The organism is Dyadobacter sandarakinus (genome assembly GCF_016894445.1).
Classification (GTDB): domain Bacteria; phylum Bacteroidota; class Bacteroidia; order Cytophagales; family Spirosomataceae; genus Dyadobacter; species Dyadobacter sandarakinus.
The window spans coordinates 110,188-134,745 of the sequence record NZ_CP056775.1 but is presented as its reverse complement, the minus strand read 5'-3'; the positions used below and the strand labels follow the sequence as shown (position 1 = coordinate 134,745).

At 45.7% G+C, this 24,558-nt stretch carries 22 protein-coding genes; 10 read left to right on the top strand and 12 right to left on the bottom strand.

What is annotated here, in order from left to right; genetic code table 11:
* Window positions 1–135 precede the first annotated feature (135 nt).
* A complete protein-coding gene (locus HWI92_RS00490; RefSeq protein WP_204660258.1) occupies window positions 136–660 on the bottom strand; it encodes a hypothetical protein in 525 nt (174 codons plus the stop codon).
* A complete protein-coding gene (locus tag HWI92_RS00485) occupies window positions 653–1,351 on the bottom strand; it encodes a P-loop NTPase family protein (RefSeq protein ID WP_204660257.1) in 699 nt (232 codons plus the stop codon). The genes HWI92_RS00490 and HWI92_RS00485 overlap by 8 nt, the downstream gene beginning before the upstream one ends.
* Before the next feature lie 448 nt (window positions 1,352–1,799).
* Between HWI92_RS00485 and HWI92_RS00480 the strand changes: the two genes are divergently transcribed.
* Both HWI92_RS00480 and HWI92_RS00475 read left to right on the top strand, forming a co-directional pair.
* Window positions 1,800–2,222: a helix-turn-helix domain-containing protein gene (locus tag HWI92_RS00480; protein WP_204660256.1), complete on the top strand. Its 423-nt coding sequence runs from the start codon at window positions 1,800–1,802 to the stop codon at window positions 2,220–2,222.
* A gap of 84 nt (window positions 2,223–2,306) precedes the next feature.
* Window positions 2,307–3,443, top strand: a complete 1,137-nt coding sequence (locus HWI92_RS00475) for a hypothetical protein (RefSeq protein WP_204660255.1) — start codon at window positions 2,307–2,309, stop codon at window positions 3,441–3,443.
* Window positions 3,444–3,605: 162 nt separating this feature from the next.
* On the opposite strand, the gene HWI92_RS00470 is transcribed toward HWI92_RS00475, so the two are convergent.
* Window positions 3,606–5,438, bottom strand: a complete 1,833-nt coding sequence (locus tag HWI92_RS00470) for an RNA-directed DNA polymerase (RefSeq protein ID WP_204660254.1) — start codon at window positions 5,436–5,438, stop codon at window positions 3,606–3,608.
* Window positions 5,439–5,989: 551 nt separating this feature from the next.
* Window positions 5,990–7,351, bottom strand: coding sequence for a tRNA uridine-5-carboxymethylaminomethyl(34) synthesis GTPase MnmE (mnmE, locus tag HWI92_RS00465; RefSeq protein ID WP_204660253.1), 1,362 nt, complete (start codon window positions 7,349–7,351; stop codon window positions 5,990–5,992).
* Window positions 7,352–7,510: 159 nt separating this feature from the next.
* Here mnmE and HWI92_RS00460 point away from each other — a divergent pair, with 159 nt between their 5' ends.
* The 6 genes from HWI92_RS00460 to msrB all read left to right on the top strand — a co-directional run bounded on the left by HWI92_RS00460 (window position 7,511) and on the right by msrB (window position 13,627).
* Window positions 7,511–8,092, top strand: coding sequence for a 7-carboxy-7-deazaguanine synthase QueE (locus tag HWI92_RS00460; protein WP_204660252.1), 582 nt, complete (start codon window positions 7,511–7,513; stop codon window positions 8,090–8,092).
* Complete coding sequence (locus HWI92_RS00455) at window positions 8,092–10,008, top strand: OmpA family protein (RefSeq protein ID WP_204660251.1); 1,917 nt, start codon at window positions 8,092–8,094, stop codon at window positions 10,006–10,008. The genes HWI92_RS00460 and HWI92_RS00455 overlap by 1 nt, the downstream gene beginning before the upstream one ends.
* A gap of 115 nt (window positions 10,009–10,123) precedes the next feature.
* Window positions 10,124–11,083: a thioredoxin-disulfide reductase gene (gene trxB / locus HWI92_RS00450; protein ID WP_204660250.1), complete on the top strand. Its 960-nt coding sequence runs from the start codon at window positions 10,124–10,126 to the stop codon at window positions 11,081–11,083.
* Between the two features lie 71 nt (window positions 11,084–11,154).
* Window positions 11,155–12,225 (top strand): M23 family metallopeptidase, encoded by a 1,071-nt coding sequence (locus tag HWI92_RS00445; protein WP_204660249.1) that lies wholly within the window; start codon window positions 11,155–11,157, stop codon window positions 12,223–12,225.
* A 9-nt stretch (window positions 12,226–12,234) separates the two neighbouring features.
* The gene (gene bshB1 / locus HWI92_RS00440; protein ID WP_204660248.1) at window positions 12,235–12,966 is read left to right on the top strand and encodes a bacillithiol biosynthesis deacetylase BshB1; all 732 of its coding nucleotides are present in this window, start codon (window positions 12,235–12,237) and stop codon (window positions 12,964–12,966) included.
* Window positions 12,967–13,060: 94 nt separating this feature from the next.
* Entirely contained in the window at window positions 13,061–13,627 is a 567-nt protein-coding gene (msrB, locus tag HWI92_RS00435) for a peptide-methionine (R)-S-oxide reductase MsrB (protein ID WP_204660247.1), read from the top strand.
* Window positions 13,628–13,686: 59 nt separating this feature from the next.
* On the opposite strand, the gene HWI92_RS00430 is transcribed toward msrB, so the two are convergent.
* The 7 genes from HWI92_RS00430 to HWI92_RS00400 form a co-directional block, all read right to left on the bottom strand.
* Window positions 13,687–14,451 carry an LVIVD repeat-containing protein gene (locus HWI92_RS00430; RefSeq protein WP_204660246.1) on the bottom strand — a complete coding sequence of 255 codons (765 nt, stop codon included), beginning with the start codon at window positions 14,449–14,451 and terminating at the stop codon, window positions 13,687–13,689.
* 18 nt (window positions 14,452–14,469) lie between these two features.
* Window positions 14,470–15,006: an LVIVD repeat-containing protein gene (locus HWI92_RS00425; RefSeq protein WP_204660245.1), complete on the bottom strand. Its 537-nt coding sequence runs from the start codon at window positions 15,004–15,006 to the stop codon at window positions 14,470–14,472.
* Between the two features lie 73 nt (window positions 15,007–15,079).
* A complete protein-coding gene (locus HWI92_RS00420) occupies window positions 15,080–15,772 on the bottom strand; it encodes a pseudouridine synthase (RefSeq protein WP_204660244.1) in 693 nt (230 codons plus the stop codon).
* Between the two features lie 15 nt (window positions 15,773–15,787).
* Window positions 15,788–16,507 (bottom strand): DUF1361 domain-containing protein, encoded by a 720-nt coding sequence (locus HWI92_RS00415; protein ID WP_229248642.1) that lies wholly within the window; start codon window positions 16,505–16,507, stop codon window positions 15,788–15,790.
* A 66-nt stretch (window positions 16,508–16,573) separates the two neighbouring features.
* The gene (locus HWI92_RS00410) at window positions 16,574–17,851 is read right to left on the bottom strand and encodes a DEAD/DEAH box helicase (RefSeq protein WP_204660243.1); all 1,278 of its coding nucleotides are present in this window, start codon (window positions 17,849–17,851) and stop codon (window positions 16,574–16,576) included.
* 188 nt (window positions 17,852–18,039) lie between these two features.
* Window positions 18,040–18,408 carry a DUF779 domain-containing protein gene (locus HWI92_RS00405; RefSeq protein ID WP_204660242.1) on the bottom strand — a complete coding sequence of 123 codons (369 nt, stop codon included), beginning with the start codon at window positions 18,406–18,408 and terminating at the stop codon, window positions 18,040–18,042.
* A gap of 16 nt (window positions 18,409–18,424) precedes the next feature.
* Entirely contained in the window at window positions 18,425–19,978 is a 1,554-nt protein-coding gene (locus tag HWI92_RS00400; RefSeq protein ID WP_229248640.1) for an aldehyde dehydrogenase family protein, read from the bottom strand.
* A gap of 186 nt (window positions 19,979–20,164) precedes the next feature.
* Between HWI92_RS00400 and HWI92_RS00395 the strand changes: the two genes are divergently transcribed.
* Together HWI92_RS00395 and HWI92_RS00390 are read left to right on the top strand one after the other, a co-directional pair.
* On the top strand, window positions 20,165–21,097 hold the full coding sequence (locus HWI92_RS00395) for an AraC family transcriptional regulator (RefSeq protein ID WP_204660241.1): 933 nt from the start codon (window positions 20,165–20,167) through the stop codon (window positions 21,095–21,097).
* A gap of 919 nt (window positions 21,098–22,016) precedes the next feature.
* Window positions 22,017–22,832, top strand: a complete 816-nt coding sequence (locus HWI92_RS00390; RefSeq protein WP_204660240.1) for a LytR/AlgR family response regulator transcription factor — start codon at window positions 22,017–22,019, stop codon at window positions 22,830–22,832.
* Between the two features lie 692 nt (window positions 22,833–23,524).
* Here the strand turns inward: HWI92_RS00390 and HWI92_RS00385 are convergent.
* The gene (locus tag HWI92_RS00385) at window positions 23,525–24,166 is read right to left on the bottom strand and encodes a 3-keto-disaccharide hydrolase (RefSeq protein WP_204660239.1); all 642 of its coding nucleotides are present in this window, start codon (window positions 24,164–24,166) and stop codon (window positions 23,525–23,527) included.
* Between the last annotated feature and the right edge of the window lie 392 nt (window positions 24,167–24,558).

The window sequence follows — 24,558 nt, the reverse complement described above, 5'->3', positions numbered from 1 at the left end:
AATCCTGGCATTCGCTTCGTAACCGCTTTATTTCCGTAGGAGTAAGCATCACAGTCACATTCACGCGCTTTTCATACTCGGGCAACCGCGGACGGCCTCCTTTTTTTCTAAATTTCTTCTTCTCCATATCCATGATTATCTGCCCAAGGGTACAAGTATGCGTTTCTTTTTACCTTCAAATACATATTCCTTACCGATCAGGATGTCGCCAGCTTTCTTGTTCGCTAATGACAGAGTTAGATAATACTGCCCCTCACGTTGCACAACCTCGCCCTCCTGCATTAGGATTCGGTACACTCTCAAATTCTCGTATGATTGAGCAATATCCTTGATCGATTGATACTCCTGAGTACTTGTCTTGTACCAGAAAAATAACACTGCAACCAGGCTACACATTCCGGCAAAAGGAGCCATCAAACCTAGGCCTAGCTTAAAAGCCTCTTGCGACGAGTTGAAGCTGACTGGGTAAGTTTTGCCCTTGACGCTGCGTGCCGCTTCCTCAATTTTATCCGCTGACTTCTTCACCGAGTGGTTGAGCACCATAAAACGCTCACTTATTTCGGCCATTACCATCGCGGACCAATCATCCATCTCAATTCCATACTTCGCCGAAAATTGTCCTTTAATTTTCGTTACGAACTCCTTGATATTGCTACTCATGCCCGAAATTTTCGTTAAGTTCTTTCTTTAATCTAATGCGCGCGCCAGGTGTGTAGTCAGAAAGCGCAAAGCCTTTCCTGATGCCGTCCAGCACCTGGCCACCTAGCAAGGTCGAAGGCTCGAAATCGCCGAACCGGCGGTATCGCAATCCCATCCGTTTGCAGTTCCCGGCAAGCTCCTTGGAAAGTGCAGGGAATTGATTGAAGCTGGTAATGTTTTCCCAAACAATTGTCTCGAACTTACTATCGACGACAGATACAAGCTTTTGGAGGTAATCCACCGATGCTTTGTACGCTCCCCCACCGCCAATGATGATGTTGAACGCCACAGTAAAGCCCAATTCGTCGCAAAATTCTTTAAATGGTATGTCACGCTGGATGAGCGCAGGAATTTGTTCTGACTCAGGTGCGCCGAAATCCATGTAGATCCGCTCAAAGTTACTTTCCGAAAGGCTTTCCATATAACCCAGGAACTTATCACGCACGAGAACATCACGGGCATCTAAAAGTGAATTGGTCTCCAGTCTTTCCGGGCCCAGAAATTTTAGCTGCCTTGTTGAAGTCTGCGTCGAGCTATCCACATCGACAAAAAGTGAATGCTCTTCTGGAACAGATAATGAACGGCAATAGGTATGAAGACTCTTCCCTACCCCGCCCTTCGATTGCAGGGTAAATTCGATAATGCGACTCATGCTTTAGAAAATTTAGATTTGACAATTTGATTTTGAATAGCGTCCAAATCATCCGGATCTGACCATTGGATGGGCGAATTGGGAGCAGCTTGTTTTTTCGCAGGACTCGATGGGCGACGCCCGTGCAGGCGGGAGCCGTTTGGTGACTTTGGCTCTACCCTTGAAATAGAACAGACAATTTAATGTCTTCTGCCGACACCAAATCTGGGCTTTGCAAGTCATCGTTCACCAGGTTTGCGATGAAGTGTGATGATAATCCCTGGTCGAAATAATCTTGATAAAGGCTGTATAAAAGCCGCCTGCGTTTACAATACTTTTTCTCACGCACACCTATAAACGTCGCAAAAAATCTTATTCTGTAACTTACATGAATTAACCCTGTAAGATATCCGCGCACTTCCCGGCAGATTTACATAAATTGCCTTTTTTAACTAAACACCCATTTTACATGGCACATACTACCTCCAACCCGAAGATCCACGAAGGCCGCAATTTGAAACGCTTCCGCGAAATGCTTTCCATCAAACAAGATGCCCTCGCGTTCGAGCTTGGCGAAGATTGGAACCAGCAAAAAATTTCCCTGCTCGAACAGAAGGAAAAGATTGAAAACGATATTTTAGAGCAGGTGGCGGTGATTTTGAAAATCCCGGCTGAGGCGATTCGGAATTTTGACGAGGAACAAGCGATAAATGTCATTTCAAACACATTCCAAGATCAGGCTTTCTTCGGAAGTTCATTCGAAACTTACAACAACAATCCGATTGACAAACTAATGCAACTTCATGAGGAGAAGATTGCATTGTATGAGAGGATGTTGAGGGAAAAAGAGGATATGATGGTGCGGTTGGAACGTTTGATATCAAATGGATAAATAGCCCAAAATCGACACAGCCCAGTATTCTCAACCATCACCAATCATTTTGTCAACGATTAAAAAATCTTCGGCTCATTATCTATGTTGAAAATTGAAATCAAAGAGCATCAAAGGAATATAGATGAACCAAGCTCATTAACAAAAATCTTAGTTGTAAATTCAATCGAAGATGTATATTCCTATTATTCAGAACATAGGAAACACAGATCGGGACGACTGTCTGATGAAAATGTTATAGAAGAGCTTTTTAAATATACACCAAAACAAATTAGACTATTCCTTGATGAGATAACGTTCTCAATTGATTTAAGTACTGAGCAGGTGTTTTATGCTGATATTTCGATTCTTTGCCGAGCCAAAGAAAATGAACCCTCTCTCACTGCAAGTGTAATATTCCAAACAGACTTCGTAAACTGGAATAAGCCGTACAGCATCGCAGAAATGGCAGAGGAAATATCACTTATAATTACAAGTGATAACAATCCTATGTATAAATATTTTGAATATGACGATGAAATAATTACGAATGGATTTGGATTCGTGCTAGGCTATATAAACGAAGATAGCACCATATTTGAATTAGAAACTGAGATTCAAGAATATATAGAAAACCTAATTGATAGAGCAATATCCTCCATTAGCAACAGACTCTACCCCGACGTTTTGCTGACATCTTTTATATTCCCTGAACCTATTAAAACCTCGTGTAAGCAATATCTAGTTTATTTTGCTCAATTTTTAGCGGATCTAGGTGTTGATGCTAGCACTGAGATTAAAGAAGACGCTCACGGAACGCTCTTCAAAATAATACCGAAGGACAAAGATGCATCATTGGAGCAAATAAGGGATGCTTTGTCAATCTATTTAAACGCACCTACGGCAGATAACTTAGTTTTAATTCAGAAAGAGACGAATTACGATATCTCCGTTATGCAGTGGCAAGCAAACATCCTCCACCTCCAATCACACCTTTTAATAACAAACTCTCTTTTGCAATTAAAAGACGCAACCATTGAGCAGCTTAAACTATCAAATTATCAATATGAGAACATGATTAAGGCAAGGCCGGCGATAGAGAATGTGAAAGAGGGAGGAGAAGAAGAAGTAATCAAAGGTGTTTTAAGTGTGACAAAATATGAGGGCCAAGGATTCTCCATCAACCTACCTGAAATATTGAGAATAATGAAACGTAAATTATTTAGAGAATCAAATGCTTGATGACCAAATAGATATTCCTTGGTCTACACTTGTAAAGCAGATACTCTTTACAAGATCTTATTCAAGGGAATTAACAAGTTATCCCTATGGAAAATGATTGTTCGATGTTAGCATCTTTTATTTAATCCGCCGCAATCCTTATAGATTTTAAATCTGTATTAACTAAAAATCAAGCCCAGAAGGAATAGTTTCAATGAATTTGAAAATTGCTTTTTTCTTTACTTCACTTGGCTTGCTAGTAGCGTCGCTAACATTAACGTTACCATCGTAAGAAGTAGGGAGAGAGGTAATTTCATCCACCTTTTCAACAAAATTATAAGGTATTAGTTGTTTTTTACTATCATAGAATTCGACATCTAAATCTTGAATAATTTTGAAAAACAAATTACTATTCAATAGATTAGAATCGGCAGGAACAAGCCAGCCCTTTTTTACAGCCTCATATGCAAGCAACCAATTACTGGAAAATAATACATCATCTTTAAGCTCAATTTCTAACTGATTGATGTTAGCATTTCCTTGGACAAGTGATGTTGTATTTAGTAGGTCAAGTAATATAAGATTTGCAATACAATCTTTCGTATTGATGACTAAATTAGCGCAACTTTCTTCTATTTCCAGGTTAAAGGACTTAGCAAGCCAGAGTGCCCATGAAACCTCGAAGTTATGATTTACTTGACTATGTTCCTTAATAATAATATTTATCAGCGATCTCCATTTATCTTTCGACTTATAATCAACATATGACGTATATGTAAGCAATATTCGTGTCACAATGTCTAATATTGACGGATCAATTTGCACAGTCTTCAAAAGCAGATTTTCGAATAATCTCCACGTTTCCTTCGATATCTTAACCGTTCCAAACTCAAATATTCGCAGTGAATATTTGAATATCCAATCCGTCCTTTTCGGGTTTTTTTCAGCAAAACCCCAAATCACACTGAAATAGTGCTTTAAACTATTAGCCTGATTAGTCTTTTTAAAATCAAATAAAAAAAGCGTTGTTGTAAACTCGTCTTCGAAGGAAAATGGAAATTCTCTTATCTTTATTTTGCTTTCATTTATTTCAAGTTGAAAATCTGATAAGATTAGTTGTAGCCCCTTCAAAACGGTATCCGCCTCATCTTTTGTGGAAACATAGAGATAGTAGTCATCATAATATCGGCAAGCTTTTAAACCTAAGCCACCGAACTTAGCTTGAAGCATACTGTCTATGCGACACGCAACTGCCTCAGCTATAACATGCGATGTGTCGGGCCCAATAGGAATTCCGATTGATTGCCTCTCCTGACAACTTCTTAATGCATTATCTATGTCCTCAGCATTTTTGTAAAGGGCAGCGTCTAGATCGCCTGCTGCGATAAGCGAGTCAAGATCGGATTTCTGATTGAAATAGCTTTTTGCCTTTTCTTTTCCCAACAAGGCCCAAGCAATCGTATGAGTATAGATTGTTGGGTAGAATTTTGAAATATCAACCTTCACTTCAATTTTTTTCTCAATTGAAGTGCTTAGCAACCTATTGTGAAAATCAGACACACTCTTACTATAAGTCGAGACAGAGCGTTTTTTGGAAGATGTCTCAGCAATAGGATAGCTTTCTGAATAATGAGAAAGCGCAAAGACTTTTTCGAAGTCTCCCCATCTTGAAACTATCTTGTCCGATAATAAGATAAAATGTTTAGGATTAGGAATTTGCAAGAATCGCCGAGATAGTTTACCTTTTGATATTGAAAAAGTACATCCTTTTGAGGAAGAGTACTTAGAAATAAAGGTATCTCTATAAAGCTTTTTTCGCTGCTCTAATTTCTTCTTCGATTCGCCAGGAAATGGAGGAACTACTGCCCCTAAACTTGAAATTGTTGTATTATTCTTGAACTCTAAGCTCCATTTTGATAAAATTGTTGTAACATGCTTAGCAAGAATATCGGTAGTAAAAGGTGGAGGTAACTCTTTTGGAAAAAAGCCTCGATTGATAATGTCAAACAACGTCATGCTTGCTGTATGTTATGTTAATAGTATCAATAAACCCTATGAATAAAAGGCTTTTGTTACAAAATTTTACTTGTAATTGATATCATATGCTGTAATACATGTACGTATGACTGCTAAATGAAATCTTTGCCTACCATTTACTTCTTGTAATCTTTCTTTTAAATTGGCTCGTTCTCCCAGTAGAAACACTTCTTATAATTCCTACAATTTCATTTTGTACAAACTTTGGTCTGCGTGGTTCTTGCTGTGAACCGCTTATTGCATTCTTTACAAATTCGGACAGTTTCAATTGTTGAGCTCATTTCAGCAGTTTTTTGAATTGTTTTAGCATGTTTCTTAATGTTTCAGTATGTTTCATAATTTCCCCCCTAAAAGCCAAAAATTTGTACCTTTTTTGTACCTCGGACTAAATATACCAGAAAAGGTACAAAAAGGTACAAAACAAATCGGTAGCAAGAAAAATCAACGAAAAACAAAAAACCGCATCAGATTTCTCTAAATGCGGTTTTTATTCATTTTACTTATGAGTTCTTATCAGTATTTATGCCTTATTACTTTCCGATACAAAACTTCGAAAAAATATTATCCAGCAAATCATCCGTCACGATCGTGCCCGTAATCTCTCCCAAATGATGCAGCGCCAGGCGGATGTCCTGCGCAAGGAAATCGCCGGTGATGCCGATAGAAAGTCCGTTGATTACATCGGTTAAAGAATTGTGTGCTTTCAGCAGATGTTCGTAATGCCGGGCATTGGTCACCACCGTGTCGCCTGCCGACTGCCGGTGCACGAGGGAGGCGAGTTTTTTGGCCAATTGAGGAAGACCGTGGTGCGACTGGGCTGAAATAGGGAGCAGCTCAGGATATTGGTCCAGTAATGCATGTTGGCCGGGCAGGTCCATTTTATTCATCACAAAAATGACTTCCTTATCGCCGGAAATGGAGCGGGCCAGTTCCTGGTTTTCGTGCAAAGTGGCTTCACTGTCGCAGAGCAGGATCACAATATCCGCCTTTTCCATCGCCGCTTTCGAGCGCTCAATGCCAATTGATTCCACCACATCGGTCGTTTCACGGATGCCGGCGGTATCGATGAAGCGGAATTTCAATCCCTCCATCACCATCGTATCCTCGATCACGTCGCGCGTGGTGCCGGCAATGCTCGTGACGATTGCTTTTTCTTCATTCAATAATGCGTTCAAAAGCGTCGATTTGCCCACATTCGGCGAGCCGATGATGGCGACAGGCACACCTTCTTTTACCACATTCCCAAAATCAAACGATTCGATCAGCGATCCTATCGTTTCCAGCAGTGCCTCAATCAGTTTACGCAGATCATCACGCTGGGCAAACTCCACATCTTCTTCGCCAAAGTCCAGTTCCAGCTCGATCAATGATGCAAAATGGATGAGTTCTGCGCGCAGGGCTGTCAATTTTTTAGAAAAGCCGCCCCGCAGCTGGTTCAATGCGGTTTTATGGCTCGCCTGATTGTCTGCCGCGATCAGGTCGGCGACAGCTTCGGCTTGCACTAAGTCGAATTGTCCGTTCAGAAATGCGCGCTGGGTAAACTCGCCCGGCTTCGCGATGCGGGCACCTTTGAGTACGAGCAGTTTGAGGATCTGCCGCACAATATAGTCGGATCCGTGACACGATATTTCAATGGAATCTTCTTTGGTAAAAGATCTGGGAGACTTGAAAACGGTCGCGAGCACTTCGTCAAATACTTCACCGTAAGCCTGTATCGTTCCAAAATGCACGGTATGACTCTCCGCTTCTTCGAGATTTTTACCCTTGAAAATTTCATTTACAATACCAATAGAACCTATACCGGACACCCGGATAATGGCAATTGCACCCACTCCCTGAGGTGTCGCCAGCGCACAAATAGGCTCCTGCTGTTGAATCGGAATATTATTCATGTTGCAAATATGCTACTAAAACGCCGACGTCGCGGCAAATCCTAATTTCGTAACTTGCGGCATTTTTCACCGCATTTGGTTGTTACAACATTTATAACACCTCTCGATCCGATTTTGTTAACTGAAACATTACCCATCGTTACAACGCAGCTTCCGGTAATGGAGGCTTTCTACACTTTGCAGGGCGAAGGTCAGCATAGTGGCCGGGCTGCTTACTTTATCCGCCTCGGCGGCTGCGACGTAGGCTGCCACTGGTGCGACGTCAAAGAGTCGTGGGATGCATCTATTCACCCCAAATTTGATATTACATCCATTATCAATGGTGCATTGCAGTTCCCCGGCCGGCTGGCGGTCATCACGGGTGGCGAGCCGCTCATGTACAATCTGGATGCATTAACGGGCAGCTTGCAGGAGGCGGGTTTCCAGACCAACATCGAAACCTCCGGCGTGTATCCATTCACAGGTCACTGGGATTGGGTGTGCTTTTCTCCCAAAAAATTCAAGACGCCCCATCCCGACATTTACGAGCGGGCCAATGAGCTGAAAGTGATCATTTTCAACAAGAGTGACTTTGACTTTGCAGAAGAGCATGCAGCTAAAGTAGCTCCCGGCTGTACCCTGCTACTGCAACCTGAATGGAGTAAGCATGAAGCCATGCTGCCTTTGATCATTGAATATATCAAGGACAATCCTAAATGGAAAATGTCGTTACAGACTCACAAATACATGAACATTCCATAATGCGTGCAGGCCTGCTGACCCTGATCTTTTCCCTGATAACCCTTGTTTGCGGATTTGCCCAGGACGCTCCATTGTCCAAAAAAGCAAAGGATAATTTTGAAAAAGCACAAAAGGCCTGGCAGGCCAGACAGGTAGGCGAAGCAATTACTTACTTTGAAAAGGTACTGGATTCCGATCCCGGCCACTACGAAACCAATCTCCGGCTGGCCCAGATTTACGAGCTGCAAAAGAACATTGATCTTGCCCGAAAGCATTTCACAAAAGTGACCGTCATTAAACCGGATGCTCCGCAGTCTGCGCCGGCGTACCAGTGGCTGGGCCGATACCACTTCGAGGCTGCACGCTATGATTCGGCATTGATTTATTATCAGAAATCACTGGGACTGCTCCCTCCCAAATCCAGTCTTTTCCGACATGCTGAAAAAGCGGTCGCTTCGTCAAAGTTTGCCATGGAGGCATTGAAAAATCCAGTAAGCATTTCCAAGAAGTCAATGGGCGATACCGTCAACTTTTTGGAAACCCAATACTTCCCCGTACTCACCGCCGACAATGAAACCCTGATCTTCACGGGTCTTACCCCAGCACGGGACGAGAACATTTACATCACACACCGACAGAAAAATGAGCGCGGGACGGACCACAGCGCGGCTGACCGTTGGGACGTGCCGGAAGAAATTTCGGCCAGCATCAACACCTCCAATAATGAAGGTACCTGCTCAGTATCTGCCGACGGCCGTACCCTGGTATTCACGGCCTGCAACCGGCAGGATGGCTACGGGAGCTGCGACCTTTATATTACGCATAAAGAAGGCAAAACTTGGAGTGCGCCGGTCAACCTGGGTGAACCTGTGAACTCGCGCGATTGGGAATCGCAGCCTTCACTTTCAGCCGACGGGCGTATGCTCTACTTTGCTTCGGACCGGAAAGGCGGGCAGGGAAAAAGGGATATCTGGGTATCGAACCTCGACAGCAAAAAGCAATGGAGCTCCCCAAAAAACCTCGGTCCGTCGATCAACACACCGGATGAGGAAAATGCTCCTTTTATTCATGCCAACGGTCGTACACTTTTCTATGCGTCCACCGGCTTTCCGGGCATGGGCGGGTTTGACATCTTTATCAGCCAGCGGACAGATACCACGTGGGCCGCACCCAAAAACCTGGGTTACCCCATTAATACGGTTGCAGACCAGGTTGGGATGTTCATTGCGTCGGATGGTTCCCGGGCTTACTATACCGACGATAGCAAAGGCCGGTCACTGCTTTATGCATTCGACCTGCCCCAGGCTGTAAAGGAGTTGTTCGTACCTACGCATTATGCCAAGGGCCGGGTTTTTGATAAAATTACGGGTAAGCCGCTGCAATCGGATATAGATCTTTTTGATCTGAAAACCGGGAGTAAAGTAGCAGAATTCACATCTGATGGCACCAATGGTTCTTTTCTTGCCGTGCTCAATCATGGGAGCGAGTACGCCTTTTACGTTTCTAAGGAGGGGTATTTGTTCAAAAGTCTTTCTTTTTCGGTCAATGATTCTGCTTCGTCTGTGAACCTGGACATCCCGCTGGAAGCGATCGAGAAAGACCGGGCAGAGATTCTCAATAACATTTTCTTTGAAACAGGAGCTTACCGGCTCGATGAAAAGTCCAGGGTAGAGCTGGACAAGATGATTGATTTCCTGAAAAAAAATCCCGGTATCCGGATAGAAGTCTCGGGACATACGGACGATGTAGGTTCAGATAAGGTCAATCTTGACCTGTCGCAAAAACGGGCACAATCCGTGCTGGAATACCTTGAAAAGTCAGGGGTGGCCACTGCCCGCCTCACGGCAAAAGGATACGGAAAAACAAAGCCCGTAGCTCCGAACGACTCTGACCTTAACCGTCAAAAAAACAGGCGGATAGAGTGGCGCATACTTTGAGCAGTTGCATAAGGCCGCATAATTTCGCACTTTTGTCGGTCTGCCAATGTTCTACGAACATGCAACGCGACGCATATTCCGGTCAGCGTTTGCAATAATTTTTACTGATAAAAACATGACAACAGAGAAGGTATCGTGTCTGATTATAGGCTCCGGCCCTGCCGGTTACACAGCCGCCATATATGCTTCAAGGGCCGGGCTTAACCCGGTATTGTACCAGGGCGCGCAACCCGGAGGGCAACTTACCATTACTACCGAGGTTGACAATTACCCGGGCTATCCGGATGGGATCACAGGTCCCGAAATGATGATCAATTTTGAAAAACAAGCCAAGCGCTTCGGAGCGGATATACGTTACGGATTGGCAACAGAGGTCGATTTTACCTGTCTTCCCCATAAGGTTATCATTGATAACAAGCACGAAATCCAGGCGGATTCGGTGATCGTCTCAACGGGCGCCTCAGCGAAATGGCTTGGCCTGGAAGGAGAAGAAAGGCTGAACGGCCGGGGCGTGTCGGCCTGTGCCGTTTGTGATGGATTCTTTTTCCGCAACCAGGATGTGGTGGTAGTAGGTGCCGGCGATACGGCTGCCGAGGAAGCGAGCTACCTCGCAAAACTTTGCCGCAAAGTGTACCTCCTGGTGCGCCGGGAGGAAATGCGTGCATCCAAGATCATGCAAAAACGCATTGAAACGCTCCCGAACATCGAGATACTCTGGAATACCGAGGCAGTCAAACTGAACGGAGAAGAAGGGCTTGAATCGGTGGTGGTGAAGAACAATAAAACGGGCGAAGAACAAGTTCTGGATGTCACAGGTTTTTTTGTAGCGATCGGCCACAAGCCCAATACCGACATTTTCAAGGGTTACCTGAACATGGACGAGACAGGTTATATCCAGACTGTCAAAGGAAGTGCCTGCACTAACATCAAAGGCGTGTTTGCCTGCGGTGATGCGCAGGATAATGTTTACAGGCAGGCTATCACCGCTGCGGGTACCGGATGTATGGCCGCACTTGATGCAGAACGCTACCTGATGGAGCGTGAGGTCGAAATCATCATCGAAGAAACCGCCTGATTTTTATAATAACCTACCTATTGGTCAGGCTACATGCAGTTGCGTGTAGTCTGACATATTATTTATAAAATATGAGAGTAAAGCTTATTGTTTGTTTGCTAATGATCGTGTGTTTAATCTCCGGGAACACGCAAGCGCAAGAGCGAGGAAAATTCAAGAAGAACCCCAAGATTAACCAATCCGGGAACAACGCCAACGAAGGACCTACTTCCATAAGCACCCCTCAGCCTGAAGACGAATACCAGGTTGAAACTTCCAATCTAAAATTCCAGAGTCAGTTTGAGCCGGTTAAGCCGCTCAACCCTGTTGTACATGAAGATACCACAACCATAGACGAGGGTGAAACCGAGGTGGTGGAAGTGGTGGACTCCGTGCTTGTGGCTGACGAATGGGTTAAAGCGGCAGAATATTATGTGATCTGGGATGCGCGTACCATCAACCCCTATGGACTTAGTCCCCTGGAATTTGATGAGCCGGTAGACCTTACCCTGTACGATCCGGCTGTGAACCGCATGTGGAGCACGCCTCTTACCGATACCAAACCTACTTCCCAATTCGGCTATCGCTGGGGCCGCTGGCACAACGGATCTGACCTCGACCTGGAAACGGGCGATTCGGTCCGCAGCACTTACGACGGTATGGTGCGGATTGTGGCCTGGGATGGCAGCGGCTACGGTCGGTTTATCGTCGTAAGACACTATAATGGGCTTGAAACATTGTACGGGCACCTTTCCAAGCAACTGGTAGAGTCTGGACAACTTGTAAAAGCAGGTGAAGTCATCGGGCTGGGCGGAAATACAGGCCGCAGTACAGGTTCACATTTACATTATGAAAACCGGTACGAGGGCAATCCCTTTGATCCCCGAAATATCTTTGACTGGGATAACAAGGCAATCCGTGCGGAGCACTTTATGCTCACCAGCAATGTCTGGAATCACCTGCGCGGCAAATCCAACCGGAGCGAATTCGAATCGGGCGATGCGCCTGCCTATACCCGCTCAGTGCTTCACCGCGTACGGTCCGGCGAAACCCTTTCGTCTATTGCGTCGCGCTATGGTGTAAGTATTTCAACCATCGCGAAGCGTAACCGCATCTCTGCCCGCTCTACCCTGCGCATTGGGCAAAAGCTTAGAATCAAATAACAGGAAGTTATGAAACTCGATATACTCGCCATTACCGCACACCCCGACGACGTGGAACTGTGCTGTGCAGGAACACTCCTTTCTCAAATGGCATTGGGCAAAAAGGTGGGGATCGTAGACCTGACCCGTGGAGAACTGGGTACGCGCGGTACGCCTGAGGGACGCATTGCAGAAGCACTCCGCGCTGCCGAGATCATGAACATTGATGTCCGCGAAAATGTAGGTTTAGCCGACGGTTTTTTCCAGAACAATGAAGCACATCAAAAAGCGATCATTCCTTTTATCCGAAAGTATCAGCCGGATATTGTGATCACCAATGCTGCCTCCGACCGCCACCCCGACCATGGACGTGCGGGCCAGCTGGTCGCCGAAAGCTGTTTTTATTCAGGATTAAGAATGGTAAAAACGCTGGATGAAAATGGCGTGGAGCAGGAAGCGTGGCGCCCGAGGCAGGTATTTCATGCCATACAGGACCGGTACATCAAACCGGACTTCATTGTGGACATTACCGACGTGCACGAAAAAAAGGTACAAGCCATGCTGGCATTTCAGAGCCAGTTTCACGTTCCTGCTTACAATAGTGACAGCAATGAGCCGCAGAGCTACATTTCAACGCCGGAGTTCCTCGAATTTGTTATAGCCCGGGCCAGGGAGTTTGGTCATGCGATCGGGGCAACATTCGGTGAAGGCTTTACTACCGCACGCGCACTGGGTATCCGGGATCTTTCAGCCATTATTTGATCTTTTTGTTTACGATTTTGTTTAAAATAAAAGAGGGAAACGTATCCTTTTTGTTCGTCAAAATCGTATATCAGTAAACATCAAACTAAAACGCATGAAAAGTTTCACAGTCGCTCTGGCGATGGGCATCTTTACCTGCTGGCTACAAAGCTGCTATGGACAAACTGCCCAGCAGCCCAAAGACCAGAAAAAGGCGTCGGAATACAGCCGCACCGATTCGCAGAAAATCAATAAAAGCAATAGTGAATGGCAGAAAGTCCTGCCATCGGACGTGTACGAGGTGGCCCGTTTGAAAGGGACTGAGCGGCCATTTACCAGCCCTTATGAACATTCGAAGGAAGTGGGCACGTTTTACTGCGCCGTGTGCGGCAACCCGCTTTTTAAGAGTGATGCCAAATATGAAAGTGGCTGCGGCTGGCCGAGCTTTTTTGAGCCGATTTCAAAAAAGTCAATCGTAGAGGCGTCGGACAATTCGCTGGGCATGAGGCGCACAGAAGTAATGTGTGGAAGGTGCAAGTCACACCTGGGACACGTTTTTGAAGACGGCCCGCCCCCGACCGGATTGCGGTACTGCATTAATGGAGTGGTATTGGATTTTGAAAAGGCAAAAACTGCTGAAAAAACGTACAAGGCCAAGCACAAGCCCGAAACAGGCAGCTAGGTAGTTTCAATTTTGAGCGTAAAAAAGCAAATGCGGCCTGATCGGCCGCATTTGCTTTTTTATAGTACCGGTATTTTGCTGAGCAGTTTCAGGCTGTCGGTACTGTTGAATGTATATTGGTACAGTCCCTTATCACCTGTTACGATAAGCCGGTTTTCTATCGGAATTACATCATAAGAGGTAACATCCGGGTAGTTGTATTTTAAAACAGGCTTGCGCGGATCTTTGATGTCCATGACCTTCAACCCTTTATCCCCTTCACAAACAAATAGCAAACTGTCGGTCACGCCCAGTCCATAGGGTGATTCCATAGCCGTGGAGCTGATCATATTGGGCGTCGTCAGGTTGGAAATATCAATCACGTCGAGCGAGCTGAGCGTATTGCCCGGCCGGCAGCTGACACCGTTGCGAAGCGTGACGAATGCATAGCTGCCCTGCACCACCACGGGATCGCAGGACTGAATGTGCCAGTATTGAGACACGAGCGAAGGATTTTCAGGAGCAGAATTATCAAAAATGAACATGCCCGTCGTGGTTCCGATGAACAGATTTTTCTGATACGGGAAAATGGTTTCGACCCCTATACCGAGCTGTTTATTCGTTTTTTTAACCGGTTCTGCCCCATTTTGAATGTCGTACACTTCGAGTGAAGTTTTGGAGACAATGTAAAGTGTGTTGCCTGTTACAGCAAAGCGGGCCATTGAACCACCCTTACCCGTTTCGGGGCTCGGGCTGTTTTCAGCAGACTTATCGCAGCCAAGCAGCATGATCAGCAGACCAGCCAGGGCAAGTGAAAGAAAGAATATGGGTATTAATTTTTTCATGACAAATCAGTTTTAAGATCAGCGGTAGCATTTAGGTTTGTCCATAGAAACTTTCTCCCAGGCGATCACGTACCCTTTGGTTTTGTCGACACATTCAAAATAAATGTTTGAAAATGGCGGATAATCCTGGACCGGGATAGCGTTAGGCAAAGTTTTGGCGAGCGTAGGCGCCTCAGGATCCCTTATGTTGAAGACAATCAAATTCGAATAATTATCAGCGTACAGGAACTGTCCTTTTACAGCCATATCATAATTGCCCGGTATGGAAATGAACGATTCGAACTCAGGATGTGCCGGATCTGCATTGTTGATAATATGTATCCCTTTTCCGGTGTCATTCACAAAGAGGTAAGGATCGCTGACATACATTTTGCCTGGCTTCAACAAGGGCTGCGGTGCGCCAACTTTCACGTCGGCAACCTCTGCTGCTGATGCATAAACAGGACGATAGCCGGTACCATCAAATTCAAATCCACCAAAGGAAGGTTCACGATCGGGAGGAAAGCAGGCAGAAAAGGCCAGTACAAGGCAGGCAAAAAAGACAAGGTGTTTCATAGCGTGGCTTTGGTGATGGTTTCCTTTCGGACAAGCTCGCTACGCGAATGGTTGTAACCGTTTAATCAGTCTATTAGCCGTTGGATAAATTGAGCGCAGAAAGCGTACGACGGAATTCGGGCTGGTAGCCGGCCTGGATATGAACCGGAGCCTGGGTAAGCGGATGCAGGAAATCGAGTGCGGTCGCATGCAGCATCATCGATTCCATCTGAAATTGCTCTTTAAACAGGCGGTTTTGTTTATTGCAGCCATAAGGCCTGTCACCAATGATCGGGTGAAAGATATGCGCCATATGCTTCCGCAGCTGGTGCATGCGGCCGGTTTGGGGTTTGAGCTGCACCAGAGAGTACCGGGAAGTACTGTGTTTTCCGAAAGGTATCGACACTTCAGTACGTTGCAGGGTCAGGTAACTGGTAAATGCTTCCTGGATTGTTCCGTCTTCTTTTTTCAGCGGGTAATCAATGTCGCCCGAATCATCGGTACTGCCCCGTACGATGGCATGGTATGTCTTGGAAATTTCGCCGGTTGCAAACTTTACCTGCATGGTACTGTTCATGTATTCACTTAATGCAAACAGCAGCACACCGGCCGTTTTGCGGTCAAGCCGGTGCACCGGATATACCTTCCTGCCAAGCTGGTCGCGCAGCAGCTGAACCGCAAACTCATCTGCATCCATCGCAATGGGTGAGCGGTGCACCAGTAATCCATGTGGCTTATTGACTGCCACCAGGTGGTCATCCTGGAAGATGATTTCCAAAAGTTTCATGGGAGACAAGCCAGATCAGGCCTTTTTTGTATACCTGATCCTGAACCTGATAATGGACCAGAGCACCAGGTACAGGATGCCGAGTAACACACCTATTTCCATGCTGAACACCAATGCAGTGCGATCCATGGCACTTTCAAGCAGGTTTTGGAGGATAGCTCCGGGGTCGTGGAGAATGTCCCAGCTGTTCATCCGCCGTACCCGGCCCAAGTACACTCCGAAGCCCGCAAGCGGCAAACTGGCTACCAGCAATAACCAGGTAAAGCTCCGGTTGAAAACCCGCCGCCAGGCGCGGTGTATCCAGTACAAAGACACAAGTCCGTTGAAAAGACTGACTTCTGCATAAAAGAAAAGCATGATTACATCGTGCCATGTAAGGTCACGGTCGTAGTCTACCGTCAGGTGGGCCAGGTCGGTGATCATGTAGGGTGCATTTGGAAAAAACAACACCCATATAATGCTCAGCAGGATCACTCCCACCGGAATACGGCCGAATCGTTTGGTAAGATTATCGGCAAAAAAAGCAATAATCAGCGGGATCCAGCTCAGGAACAAATTCCAGTCCATCGAAAAATCGACCGGCGCATTGAAAAGGATCCGTATCAGGTGAAAGAAGACAGCGACTAAACTGAGTATCAGCAGCAGCAGCAGCGAAAACAGTCCCTCCATGGTCAGAATGGGCGGATCGGAGACGCTGAACTTATAGTTTCTTATCCAATCTATCAGACGGTCCAATAGTATATATTTTAAGTGAAAGGTACATTTTCCAAAGTATTGTTGCGAAAATGTGACAAACGCTGATCAGGCTCCTGCCTGGCTTGAATTCTGCTGTTCTTTTCTTGGTTTACGTCTCTTGTTACGGTTGGCCGGCTTACCTTCCGGTTTACCTGCTTCTTTACGCCGGCTGCCGGCCGCACGTTGCCGGCGGGGATCGAAGGCAGGTGCTTCGCCAAGGCCTAGGTCCTGGGTAATAGCAATTTTTTCTACCTCTTTCTCAAAAAGCCTCTCGATCTTCAATACATATTTCTGATCGTGCTCATTGATAAAAGTAATGGCGGTACCCTTTGACTCAGCCCGGGCAGTGCGGCCGATACGGTGCACATAGTCTTCCGGATCTCTGGGTACATCATAATTGATCACATGACTCAGATTGTCAATATCTATGCCGCGGGATAGTACGTCAGTAGCTACGAGTACCGGAAATGTCCTGTTTTTAAAATCACGAAGGACGACCTCACGCTCCGTTTGCTCCGAATCGGAAGAGATACCCCTTGCATTCAGCCCGAGTTTTTTCAAAGATCTGACAATGGGCTCTACCGTCGACTTGCGTGAGGTGAAAAGTACCATGCTGGCACTTTGTACCTGCGCCAGTAAGTGCAGCAGCAAAGGCAGCTTTTGTTCGTCCTTAGCAAGATAAAACTGCTGATCAATGCGGTCCGCAGGGCGCGACACTGCAAGCCTGATTTCATGCGGCTTGTGCAAAATGCGCTTGGCCAGCTCCCCGATTTTGGGCGGCATCGTGGCTGAGAACATAAGTGTCTGCTTTTCGGCAGGCAGGAAGCTCATAATTTTTAGTATATCGCCCAGGAAACCCATGTCGAGCATCCGGTCGGCCTCGTCGAGCACGAGATGGCGAAGGTTGCGAAAGTTTACATAACCCAGCTGTAAATGCGCGATGAGCCTGCCCGGGGTCGCAATGATAATATCTGCACCCTGCGTCAATGCCTTTTTCTGCTGGTCCCACTCAGGACCCTTGTTGCCGCCATATACCGCAATGCTGGTAGCACCCACAAAATATCCGAGTCCCTGGATCTGCTGGTCAATCTGCACGGCGAGCTCGCGTGTAGGGACTAATATCAATGCACCTGTATGTTCATTGGCTTCGTGGGCCACTTTATCTAAAATCGGGATCAGGTAAGCCGCGGTTTTGCCGGTACCCGTCTGCGCACATGCGAGTAGATCCTGTCCGCTTAAAATCTGTGGAATAGCCTGCTCCTGAATAGGTGTGGCTTGTTGGTAGTTCATGGAGTCCACGGCGTTCAGCACGTCCTCGTGGAGTTCAAATTCGTTGAAATTCAAAATTCAGCTTGTAAAGCCGGAGGTATGCACCGGCATGTTTTGTTGTAAGAGCTGACTTTAATTTCCCAGTCAGCAAACCGCTTGATTTGAACAAATATAATAATATCCTCTCTCAAACGAAAAGGTCCCCGGGCAGGAAGTTCAATCTGAACCATCCTTCCGGGGACCTTCGTACAAAAATCATGCAGCTAACAAGTCTCGATTTGAGTGAGATTTTCAGCTTCATCGGGCGTATAAAGCCTTGACCTGGTAATAAATCGCACCCCCAGTGGGATTTCGAGTGAAAAGCTGGCACCTCTTCCGGGGGTGACGTCAATGATCAGCTGGGTATGTTTCCAGTATTCAAACTGGTCGCGGCTCATATAAAATGCACAATCCGCAATTTCGCCCAGCATTACATCACTTTCCGACACCCGGAACTCGCCTTTTTCAAAACACATCGGCTGTGATCCGTCGCAGCAGCCACCGCTCTGGTGAAACATCAATGGTCCGTAACGATCTTTCAGTTGCGCCACAATCTTCTCAGCTTCCGGCGTGATCAGCACTCTGGGAGTCATACGCAGTTGGGGTTTATCAAAAAAAGCCGAGCTTATTTTTATCGTAAGAAATGAGCATGTTCTTGGTCTGGCGATAGTACCCAAGCATCATCTTGTGATTTTCTCTGCCGAAACCAGACTTCTTATACCCGCCGAAGGGAGCATGCGCCGGATAGGCGTGGTAATTGTTGACCCAAACGCGGCCTGCCTGGATAGCCCTCGGAACCTGGTAGATTTCATGTGCATCACGGGTCCATACACCTGCTCCCAGACCATAAAGGGTATCATTGGCAATCGCAATGGCTTCTTCAGTTGTTTTGAATGTAGTGACGCATACAACCGGTCCGAAAATCTCTTCCTGGAAAATGCGCATTTTGTTATGTCCCTTGAAAATGGTAGGCTGGATATAGTAACCTCCTGAGATACCATTTTCAAACTTCCGGGCTTCACCACCCGCCAGTACTTCCGCACCTTCCTCTCTGCCGATCTTCAGGTATGAAAGTATTTTTTCATACTGATCATTGGATGCCTGCGCCCCCATCATGGTCGTACTGTCGAGCGGGTGGCCCATCTTGATTGCATTGGTCCTTTCGATGACACGGGCAATGAATTTTTCGTAAATGCTTTCGTGGATCAGCATTCTTGACGGACAGGTACAGACTTCCCCCTGGTTTAGTGCAAACAGCACCGCGCCTTCGATGGCCTTATCGAAAAATGCATCGTCTTCATCAGCCACAGACGGGAAGAATATATTGGGTGATTTGCCGCCCAGTTCCATGGTGACGGGAATCAGGTTGTCGGATGCATACTGCATAATGAGGCGACCGGTGGTTGTTTCGCCTGTAAATGCCACTTTGGCTACGCGGGGTGAAGATGCCAGCGGCTTGCCTGCTTCCACCCCGAAGCCGGTCACCACGTTTAGTACACCAGCCGGTAAAATATCTCCGATCAGCTCCATGAGTACCATAATGGAAGTAGGCGTCTGTTCTGCCGGCTTCACTACCACGCAGCAGCCCGCGGCCAGAGCGGGAGCGATTTTCCAGGTAGCCATCAGCAGCGGGAAGTTCCAGGGGATGATCTGGGCTACAACACCGAGCGGCTCGTGCAGATTAATGCAAACGGTATTTTCATCATGCTCTGAAACGCTGCCCTCTTCCGCCCGGATCACTCCTGCAAAGTACCGGAAGTGGTCGACGCACAGAGGCAGGTCAGCAGCGCGTGTTTCGCGGATTGCCTTTCCGTTATCAATGGTTTCGACGATGGCGAGGTATTCCAGGTTATCCTCAATCACCTGGGCAATTTTGAGCATCAGATTGCTGCGGCTTGTGGCGGAGGACTTGCTCCATGCAGGAAATGCAGCATGGGCGGCATCCAATGCACGTTCAATATCCTCTTTCGACGACCTGGCTGCATGCGTAAAAACCTGACCATCAATGGGCGATACGTTTTCGAAGTACTCTCCTTTTGCAGGCTCTACAAACTTTCCGCCAATGTAATTGCCGTACTTTTCTTTGAACTGCGGCCTTTTTGCCAGGTTCTCACTGGCGTATGTTTTTTCTCCCGGAACCGGGGTTTCTATGAACGTGTCCATATCAGTATGTTAAGGTTTAATGAATGATTGAAACAAAACTAAGTTGGACCTGCGTTATGCATTGGTACGATCGTTCCAGATTGTAGCATAATTATCTCATTTATTTAAAAAATAATTATATTCAGGAAGAGGTACTGCCCGGGGTTCCAGGACTGTACCTTATTTTTTAGAAAAACTGATACTGAAATGGCGAGCGGGTACAAATTGGCGGACATCGCCCTATCTTCTGAAAAATCATTAAAAACACTGGTGGAAAACCGCCGTGCATTCACGCTTGATCACTGTGAGCTGAACTTGTTTGAAACGTTACAGCCATCACTGCTGGTGCCGCTTACTTTTTCCGACTTCGTGATTACGAGTATGCTGAGGGGAAAAAAGATCATGCATTTGTTTGATGAACCGGGGTTCGACTACCTGCCGGGCGAAACGGTGCTTGTGCCTGCCAATGTAACTATGCGCATTGATTTTCCGGATGCGGGTACTACCAATCCGACCCAATGCATTGCGCTGGCACTCGACCAGGCCAAAATCCAGCATATTGTTGACCGGCTGAACCAGGATTACCCGAAAGCTGCGCAGGGACAAACCTGGCAGCTGCAACATAATGAGTACCACTTCCTGAACAATCTTGAACTAGCCCAAACCCTGAACAAGCTTATTGGTATTTGCTCCGGCAATAGTGTCGGGAAGGATATCCTGGCTGATCTCACGCTGCGGGAACTGATCGTGCATATCATACAGACTCAGAACCTGTACGCAGCGGACCATTCTTCTTTTGAAAGAGCCGACAACCCGCTGGCTTATGTAGTGAGCTATATACGGGCCAATATTGGTGAGAAGATCCAGGTTGATGAGCTTAGTGAAAAAGCATGCATGAGCCGCGCTTCGTTCTATCGTGCTTTCAAACGTGAATTCAGCCTTAGTCCCCTTGATTTTATTCTTCGCGAGCGAATCAAAAGGGCCAAGCAAATGCTGTCAGAATCGAAGGCGAGCGTTTCTGAGGTATGCTATGAGCTTGGCTTCACAGACCTTAACTATTTTGGAAGACAATTCCGGAAATCCGAGGGCATATCTCCTACCCAGTACAGGGCTCTTATTGGTGGAAGTGATGCCAAATAGCGTGCAACAAAGCATGTAGGGCAATGCACTCTCCTATCTAAATCAAAGTTCCTTCTGAATTCACGCGGCTTTTCCGGAAGTCAAATACCTGCACAACCTGAAAATAACACAAGCCGACCGGAAGATCATGCAAGATTCCTGCCTGCCCATCAGTACCGACTACCAGGGCATTTGCTAAAAATAGTTCGATCGGTTTAAACGATCCGATTCTCCTTCCTTTCCAAGCCTGGCAAGTCAACTGAAATCCTGTTTTCTAAAAATCAGCAAATTCGATTTTTAATATATCCATACCGAACTGCCAATAAAATTCGGCATTATCAATAGAACTAGTTTTATAAATAAACGTTAGCCGCTTTTTCCGTCAAATAGTGCTGCTGCTGCTTTTAAATAATGATTTTGAAAAAAGTTTTTTGTGCATAAAAATGCCTGTATGAGTCGCTACAAGCGAAATACTTTGATGTGATATCACCTGCCTGCAACTTCAATATCTACCAAAATTTGCGCTGTAACTTTTATTTGTATATTTGGTCATGTAAGCAATACTTACACCACCTCCCTATTAGACAATACTTGAATTAACAAAGCTGTATCAACAGATATAGTTTACAGTTGATTGAATAATTTCTACAAGAAGTATTGATTTGCCAGAGGCAAAATTTACCAGAACCCACTTAAACAGGCCGGCAACTATCCAGGTTGTTGCTGAGTACTGGAAAAAACAGGAAAGAAAGCAGGCAATTGTTCCGGTAGGCCGGACATGATCCTGCATGTTCGAGGAAGTACCGCTGACTAACTTCATCAAACTAAATCCTGCCGGAATAAGGAATTATCTGGTATTTGCCGGATAAATGAAGGAGCGGTTACTTACAATTAAAGAAGCTTTTAAACAAAGGACATTTATAAATCAAATGCCTTCCATATGACTAACGTTCTAATAATTGAAAACGACTCAATCGTTGCACAGGAATTGAAGATGATGATTGAGCAGGCCGGACTGGGTTTTACCGTCTGTGATGTTATTCACTCTGTGGTTGATGCCAGGGTTTGGCTGATGACCAACAAAGCACCGCAGCTGATCTTCTGCGACGTGCAGCTGGCCGACGGGCTGGGCTTTGATATTTTCAGCAACATGCCTGTTGTAGCGCCGGTAATATTCTGCACGCACGACGGGGACTACGCTTTTAAAGCCTTTGAAAATTACGGGATCGACTACCTTTTGAAACCGCTCAGTCCTGAAAAGCTGCGGAGGAGTCTTCTGAAATTCGCTCAGCTGAAAGAGCTTTTCGGCGAGGAGAATGCTTTGACCAAGCGCCCGGCAAGTTCCCCGGTCACTTACCGCAACAATTACAAGACCTCCCTACTGGTTTATTATCAGGACAAAATTATCCCCATTAGCCTCGACAAGCTTGATTTCATCTACTATAACAACTACCAGGTAAGTGTATACGCACAAAATGCGCGTTACGAGACCCGCGATACGCTGAACAACATTATCACCACGCTCAACCCAAAAGATTTCTTCAGGGCCAACCGGCAGTTTATCATTCACAGAAAAGCGGTCACCAGCATCCAGCAGTATTTCGGACGTAAGCTGCTAATCGGAATTGCATCTCCTACCCCAGAGCCTGTGATTATCAGCAAAGCCAATGCAACTGATTTCCTGAAATGGGTAGAGGGAATGCATTACCAGGCACCACTGCCTATGCTGCTTGAAAATGCCCGGCTTGTTAATTAATATGCCCGGCTTAAATGCGCGAACTTTGGCTTGTATAAATATTTTGACAACTTCGATGCACAATCTGGAAATTGAGCGTGTTTAAAGCAGATTTAATACGATCTGCGGAGAAGTTAAAAAGAAGAAAAATGCATTTACCCTGATTAAAATAAAAGCGCAAATAGCTGGAATCTGCCGGAAAAATAATATTGGAAACAGTTTAGGTTCCGGATTACTGATCACCAAATTCGCTATCGATTATATAATTGTTATGTTCAGCATTCCTGCACTAAGAATCGTAAGTTAATGCATTCCAACAGCTGTACAGCAGTATAGCGCACTGAAAAACATAGCTTTGATATTGTTAAAACCAAATCAGCCAGGCTGGAATAAAGGATAACTTTCCATTTGAATTATTATCGTTCGGCCTGGAAAAAAGAGCCTGGTTTTACCCGATTTAAGCGAAAAAAATAGTTTTGGTTTTAGTAGAATAAATTTTAACGTATATACATAGTAGTTACCAATAAGTTTGATGCCCTTTGCAAGTTCTTCTTAGTTCTTAAACAACCCTATCAGTCTAAAAAAATGCCTATGAACCATCGTTACCCTCCGCTCATCCATTGTATGCGGCCCAGCTTGTTTACAGTGGATGTCTGATTTTACTCAACCTAACAGAAAATTAAAAGGAGGGAGCATTGCCCCCTCCGCCAAAATCATTCAGTAAGAGGCTTTACCTGGATATCCTTGTATAATACGACACTCTTAGGATCATGTGCCTGCAGTGCAAAGGTGCCGCTGCTCAGGATACGTCCCTTCATGTCGCCCTGCCGGGAATCAGCGTCGTTCTCTTCATAGTCGACCACAACCTTGTCATTGATCTTGATCGTAATGTGCTTACCCTCTACCTTGATGTACTCCGTGTACCATTCATTGTCCTTGGCGTAAGTTTCCTTGATGTCGACAACGTTATAGAGACTACCTGTGCGCTTCCAGTCGGTATGTGAATTGTTTACCTGCACTTCGTAACCTTTGGAGGGCCAGCCATCTTCCTGATAAGCTGTATGGATGTAGATACCGGAATTTGCGCCGGGCTTGGTCATCACCGTGGCTTTAAACTCGAAGTTCTTGAACATGTGATTTTTCACAGGTCCGTCATAGAACAAATGAGCTCTCGGCCCGGCTACCTGAATGGCACCATCGACTACGGAAAACGAGGAAGCATTGGCACCCACTTTCCAGCCGGTCAGGTCGGTTCCGTTAAAAAGCCTCACCCAGCCATCCTGGGCAAATGAGGTAAAACCGGAGATCAGGATTGATAATGTTAAAAACAAACGGAAAATGCACTGTGTCTTCATGTTCTGGGACGATTTTGATGGTTATGTTTTGAAAAACATCGTTTCGCAAATGATAACAAAATCATAAAAGCCTGCAATCCTACTGACTGTTGACGAGTTGCATTACAAACTTGCGGGCATCATAACCGCGCAACAGAAGAAAATCACGGTTTAATACAACAGACCATGAAGGAACACTTCCAACTTGAACGTTGGATTGAGGTAAAAGGCAGCAGAATGGGTGTGAATTCCTTAAAAAATCGGGCAAGCAGTTTAATACAAATGATAACTGCCAATTGATTCACACGCATTTACGATAAACATAAACACAAATATAGATTTTATTCTATTTAATTTGTAGAAAAAATTTTAATAGTAAAATCCTGATGAGTCTTATGTTTTTTATCTTAAAT